We start from the raw sequence: 6,002 nt of genomic DNA on the forward strand, positions 1-6,002 counted from the left end.
GGCGGTTCGGCGCGAACCGGGCCATGGCCTTGACGTTGCCTCAACCGAGGTAAGGCTAACTGCCTGCGATCTCCACAGCCGCCCGACCGATTTACAGCCCAGGAAGGGGATTTCATGCCCAAGGCGCCTCAAGCCGATGCGATCGTCCTGTTTGGAGGCGTAGGCGACCTCGCCCTGCGGATGCTCTTCCCCTCGCTCTATTTCCTGGACGCTGACGGCTTCCTGCCCGACGGCTTCAAGGTCATCGCCGCCGCCCGGGCCGAGATTCCCCGCGACGAGTTCGAGGCCATGATCCGCGATGCCGTCGCCCAGCGGGCCAGCCCGCAGACCCTGGACGAGGAGATCTGGAGGCGTTTCGTCCAGCGGCTGGATTACCGCGCCGTGGACGCCACCAAGGCCGATCGCCTGGCCGGCATCACCGAGGCGCTCGGGGGGGCGACAGCGCCGATCTATTATCTGGCCTTGTCGCCCAGCCTCTATGTGGGGGTCTGCGAGGCCCTGGCCGAGGCCGGCCTGATCTCGCCGCAGAGCCGCATCGTCCTGGAAAAGCCCATCGGTCACGATCTGGAGAGCTCGCGCGGCATCAATGCGGCGCTGGCGCAGGTGTTCGAGGAGGAGCAGGTCTTCCGCATCGACCACTATCTGGGCAAGGAGACGGTGCAGAACCTGATCGCCCTACGGTTCGCCAACACCCTATTCGAGCCCCTTTGGAACAATCTGACCATCGACCACGTGCAGATCACCGTGGCCGAGACCGAAGGCGTGGGGGACCGCTGGCCCTATTATGACGAGCACGGCGCCCTGCGCGACATGGTCCAGAACCATGTGCTGCAGCTGCTCTGCCTGGTGGCCATGGAGCCGCCCTCGGACATGGAGGCGGAGTCCCTCCGCAACGAGAAGGTCAAGGTGCTGCGCTCGCTGCGCCCCTTCACCCGCCAGGATGTCGCCCAGGCCAGCGTGCGGGGCCAGTACGCCGCCGGCGTCGCCCAGGGTCAGTCGGCTGCCGCCTATGAGGAAGAACGCGGCCAGGAGAGCGCGACCGAGACCTTCGTCGCCCTGCGGGTGGATATCGATAACTGGCGCTGGGCCGGCGTGCCCTTCTTCCTGCGCACCGGCAAGCGCCTGCCTGAGCGGCGGACCCAGATCGCCATTCAGTTCAAGGGCGTGCCCCACTCGATCTTTGGTGGTCAGGCCGAGGGCGACCTGGTGGCCAACCGGCTGGTGATCGACCTGCAGCCGGACGAGGACATCGAACTGCTCCTGATGAACAAGGCGCCGGGCATTTCACAAGGCGGCATGCGCCTGCAGTCCTTACCCCTGTCGCTCTCTCTGCTGCGGGCCTATTCGGGGCCCAATGCGCGCCGGCGCATCGCCTATGAGCGGCTGATCCTCGACGTGATCCTGGGCAACAGCGCCCTGTTCGTCCGCCGCGACGAAGTGGAGCAGGCCTGGCGCTGGGTGGACGGGGTGGCCGAGGCCTGGGTCGAAGCCGGCATGGGACCCAAGCCCTATGCGGCGGGAAGCTGGGGGCCGGCCGGGGCCTTCGCCCTGATCGAGCGGGCCGGCCGGGCCTGGTACGACTGAGGCTTCAGCTCGCGCCGGTGGAGCCGAAGCCGCCAGCGCCGCGGGCGGTTTCGTCCAGGCTATCGGTTTCTTCCCAGGCGGCCTGGATCACAGGGGCGATCACCAGCTGGGCGATGCGGTCGCCACGGCGGATGGTGAAGTCCTCTTCTCCCAGATTGACCAGGATCACCTTCATCTCGCCACGATAGTCGGCGTCCACCGTGCCCGGCGAATTGAGGCAGGTGATGCCGGACTTGGCGGCCAGGCCTGAGCGCGGGCGCACCTGGCCCTCGAAGCCCGGCGGCAGGGCCATGGCCAGCCCCGTGGGGACCATGGCCCGCTCCATGGGTCGCAGGATGATGGGCGCGTCTTCGGCTACGGCGGCGCGCAGGTCCATGCCGGCGGCAAGCGCCGTCTCATAGGCCGGCAAGGGCAGGTCGGCATTGTGGGGCAGGCGGGTGATCTTGATCGTCGGGGTCATGCCAGGGCCTCCGCCATGCGCTGGGCGAGCCTGGTCGCCACGTCGGATTTCGCAGTCTTGTCCCAGCGTTCGACGCCCGTGGCGCTGACGATGGAGACGGTGTTGTCGTCGCCGCCCATGACGCCGGGGGCGCTGACATCATTGGCGACGATCCAGTCGCAGCCCTTCCGGGCGAGCTTGGCCTGGGCGTAGGCCTCCACATCATTGGTCTCGGCGGCGAAGCCGACCACCAGCCGGGGCCGGGCTGGGCCGGGCGCCGACAGGGTCGCCAGGATGTCGGGGTTCTCCACCAGCTTAAGGGCCGGCGGGGCGTCGCCGGTCTTCTTGATCTTCACCGCCCCCTCGTCGGCCGGGCGCCAGTCGGCGACGGCGGCGACGCAGACGGCGAGATCAGCCGGCAGGGCGGCCTGGCAGGCGGCCAGCATCTGGCGGGCGGTCTCCACCTGCACCCGCTTGACGCCGGTCGGGGCCGAAAGCGCCGTGGGGCCGGACACCAGGGTGACGTCGCAGCCCAGAGCCGCCAGGGCCTCTGCGATCGCATAGCCCTGCTTGCCGCTGGAGCGGTTGGTCAGATAGCGCACCGGATCGATGGGCTCGGCGGTAGGGCCGGCGGTGACGATGGCGCGGCGCCCGGCCAGGGGACCTTGGGCAATGGCGGGGGCGGACTTCCCGGCCAGCATCCCCATGATCGCCTCGAAGATGACCGCGGGCTCGGCCATGCGGCCAGGGCCGTGTTCGCCACAGGCCATGGCGCCGTCATCGGGCCCGACAAAGGCGACGCCGTCAGCCTTCAGGGTCGCCAGGTTCCGCTTCGTGGCGGGGTGCTCCCACATGCGCACATTCATGGCCGGGGCCATCAGAACTGGTTTGTCGGTGGCCAGCAGGGTGGTCGAGGCAAGATCCCCCGCCAGCCCATGGGCGGCCTTGGCCATCAGGTCGGCGGTGGCCGGGACCACCACCACCAGGTCGGCCGAGCGAGACAGCTGGATATGCCCCATCTCGGCCTCGTCGGTGAGCGAGAAGAGCTCGGAATAGACCTTGTCTTCGGCGAGCGCCGCCAGGGACAGGGGGGTGACGAACTGGGCGCCGGCCTGGGTGAGGATCGGCCGCACGCCGACGCCGGCCTTGCGGAGCAGGCGGGTCAACTCCAGGGCCTTATAGGCGGCCACGCCGCCGCCCACGATCAGGAGGATCTGCTTCTGCGCCAAGGCCCGGGGTCCCTTTCGACAACGGCTCCACGCTATAGCCGCATCTGGCCTCTGGACAAAACCGCACATCTGTTCTTTGTTCGTTCCAGCACAGCCTGGGGCTGCACTGTGGGGAGAAACACGGTGATGATGCGGTCAGTTGGGGCGCTCGCGGCGGGCGCCAGTCTTTTCATTCTCGTCGCCTGCGACAACGGGCCTTCGGCGGTGACGCCCGCGCCCAGCGCAGGCGAGGCGGCTCAGGACGCTTCGGCCACCGCGCCGACGGCGTCCAGCAGCGCGGCCCGCGCGCCGGTCCCGAAGGTGGACGGCCGGCCCCTCTGGTCGGAGACCCAGCGCTATTCGGCCCAGGAAAACGCTGAGCGCGCCTTTGCTCGCAACGGCGAGGCCTTCGGGGCCACCGACCTGGACGACTTCGTCCGCAAGGCCCACGCCTTCGTCAACAGTCCCCCGGCCGGCGCCCAAACGATCAAGCGCGGCAATGGTGACACCCTGATCTACGATCCGGGCGCCAACATCTTCGCCGTGGCGACAGCGGCTGGCGCGCCGCGAACAATGTTCAAGCCCGACAATGGCGCGGCCTATTGGGAAGAGCAGAAGGTCCGGGAGGCCGAACGCGGCGACGACTGAGCCCTGAAGTTCAGGCGAGCGCGCCGAGCAGGAAGGCGCCGCCGGCGGTCAGGGCGCCCAGGAAGAACCAAAGCCAGCTTGAGTCCCGCTCTGTCGTCGTCACCACGGCGACGGACGGCTCGGGGTCCTGCAGGCGGCGTTTGAGGCCGTGCAGGATGTCGAGGCTTTCCTGAACGACGCGCTTGGCCTGGGCCGGCGGGGCCAGCTCCCGGGCGATCCAGCGGCGCACGACGGGGTCGGCGGCGGCCCAGATGTCGTGGTCGGGATCGATGCGGCGGGCCACGCCCTCCACCGTCATCATGGTCTTCTGCAGCAGCACCAGTTCCGGGCGCAGGCGCATGTCGAACAGGGCGGTGATCTCGAACAGCTGGATCAGCACCCGGCTCATGGAAACCTGGCTGGCTGAGCGGCCGAACACCGGCTCGCCCACCGCCCGCAAGGCCTGGGCGAAGGCCGCCCGGTCGTGGTGGGCCGGCACATAGCCGGCGCGGAAATGCACCTCGGCCACCCGGGGGTAGTCCCGGTCCAGGAAGCCCCAGAGGATTTCGGCCAGGTAGCGCCGCTCATCAGGGCCGAGGCGTCCGACGATGCCATAGTCCACCGCGGTGATCTTCGCCGGCGCCTCGACGAACAGGTTTCCTTCGTGCAGGTCGGCGTGGAAGACCCCATGGTCCAGGGCCTGGGACAGGAAGGCCCGAAGAAGGTTGATCGCCAGCTGCGGCCGATCCAGCCCGGCCAGTTCCAGGGCGGCGGGATCGGACAGGGGCGCGCCGGCCGCCCACTCGAGCGTCAGGACCTGCTTGCCGACCCCCTCCCAGATGACGGCCGGGGCCGACATGTAGCCGTCCTTGGCCATCACCTCGCCCAGCTCGTCGCAGCCGGCGGCCTCCAGGCGCAGATCAAGCTCCAGCTCGGTGGCGCGGATCACGGTCTGGGCGAAGGCCCGGGGCTCCAGCCGGCGGGCGGCGGGCACATAGCGATCCACCAGAAGGGCGGCCTGGGCCAGGGCTGCGGAGTCCTGGGCCACGCGGACCCCGATGTGCGGGCGCAGCACCTTGACCGCCACCCGGCGGCCGTCCCGCAGGCGGGCGTCATGGGCCTGGGCCAGGGAGGCCGCGGCCACGGCCTCGCCGAACTCGGAAAACAGGGTCTCGACCGGCGCCCCCAGGGCGGCTTCTACCTGGACCCGGGCGATCTCGGCCGGGAAGGGCGGCAGCCGGTCCTTCAGCCGGGACAGGTCCTCGGCGAACTGCGCCCCGAAGATGTCTGCCCGGGTGGACATGAGCTGGCCAAGCTTGATGGCCACCGGACCCAGCTGAACCAGGGCCCGGGCCAGCCGCTCGCCGGGCCTGCCGATCTTCGCCTGCTTGCCGGCCAGGAGCCGCAGGGTCCGCCCCAGATCGCGGATCGGCGGGGGATAGAGGGCCTCCAGCTCGGCGGGCAGCAGGGCGTCGTGACGGGCCAGGGTCCAGGCGGCGGCGAAAAGCCGGCCATAGGCGGCGGGTCGCGCCATGTCAGATGGCCCAGCCCTGGTGAAGGGCCGCCACCCCGGCGGTGAAGTTGGTGTAGCTCACCCGCGCGAAGCCGGCCTCACGCATCATCTGGGCGAAGCTCTGCTGGTCGGGGAAGCGGCGGATGCTCTCCACCAGGTACTGGTAGGACTCCCGGTCCTTGGCCACCAGCTCGCCCACGGCGGGGATGACCTTGAAGGAATAGGCGTCGTAGGCCTTCTGCAGGGGCTCGGTGACCGGTCGGGAAAACTCCAGGCACAGGAACCGGCCGCCGGGCTTCAGCACCCGCCGGGCCTCCCGCAGGGCCGCAGGGATATCGGTGACATTGCGGATGCCGAACGAGATCACATAGGCGTCGGCGCAGGCGTCCGGCAGGGGCAGGGCTTGGGCGTCGCCGACGTTCCAGCAGATTTCGGGCTCAGAGCCCTTCTGGCGGCCCGCCGTGATCATTTCGGCATTGTAGTCCATCAGCAGGATGGTCGCGTCGGCGCCGCCGCGACGCTGCTGGGCGCGCCTCGCCATCTTCGCGAAGCGTCTCGCCATGTCGCCGGTGCCGCCGGCGCAGTCGATGATGACCTCCCCGGGCTGGGGGTTCAGGCGGGCGGCGACGGC

At 69.6% G+C, this 6,002-nt stretch carries 6 protein-coding genes; 2 read left to right on the forward strand and 4 right to left on the reverse strand.

Annotated elements, in window-relative coordinates; all coding sequences use genetic code 11:
• The first annotated feature begins 114 nt into the window (after positions 1-114).
• Entirely contained in the window at positions 115-1,584 is a 1,470-nt protein-coding gene (gene zwf, locus Q8N19_RS04290) for a glucose-6-phosphate dehydrogenase (protein WP_305588392.1), read from the forward strand.
• A 4-nt stretch (positions 1,585-1,588) separates the two neighbouring features.
• Here the strand turns inward: zwf and dut are convergent, their stop codons facing one another.
• Together dut and coaBC are read right to left on the reverse strand one after the other, a co-directional pair.
• Positions 1,589-2,044, reverse strand: coding sequence for a dUTP diphosphatase (dut, locus tag Q8N19_RS04295; protein WP_305588393.1), 456 nt, complete (start codon positions 2,042-2,044; stop codon positions 1,589-1,591).
• Positions 2,041-3,252: a bifunctional phosphopantothenoylcysteine decarboxylase/phosphopantothenate--cysteine ligase CoaBC gene (gene coaBC / locus Q8N19_RS04300; protein WP_305588394.1), complete on the reverse strand. Its 1,212-nt coding sequence runs from the start codon at positions 3,250-3,252 to the stop codon at positions 2,041-2,043. Before coaBC ends, dut begins: the two co-directional genes overlap by 4 nt.
• A 126-nt stretch (positions 3,253-3,378) precedes the next feature.
• Here coaBC and Q8N19_RS04305 point away from each other — a divergent pair, with 126 nt between their 5' ends.
• Positions 3,379-3,879, forward strand: coding sequence for a hypothetical protein (locus Q8N19_RS04305; RefSeq protein ID WP_305588395.1), 501 nt, complete (start codon positions 3,379-3,381; stop codon positions 3,877-3,879).
• A gap of 10 nt (positions 3,880-3,889) precedes the next feature.
• Here the strand turns inward: Q8N19_RS04305 and ubiB are convergent, their stop codons facing one another.
• Entirely contained in the window at positions 3,890-5,392 is a 1,503-nt protein-coding gene (ubiB, locus tag Q8N19_RS04310) for a 2-polyprenylphenol 6-hydroxylase (RefSeq protein WP_305588396.1), read from the reverse strand.
• Between the two features lies 1 nt (position 5,393).
• Positions 5,394-6,002: class I SAM-dependent methyltransferase (locus Q8N19_RS04315; protein ID WP_305588397.1), on the reverse strand; the 609-nt coding region annotated here is incomplete at its 5' end.

This window comes from Phenylobacterium sp., assembly GCF_030693405.1.
GTDB lineage: Bacteria > Pseudomonadota > Alphaproteobacteria > Caulobacterales > Caulobacteraceae > Phenylobacterium.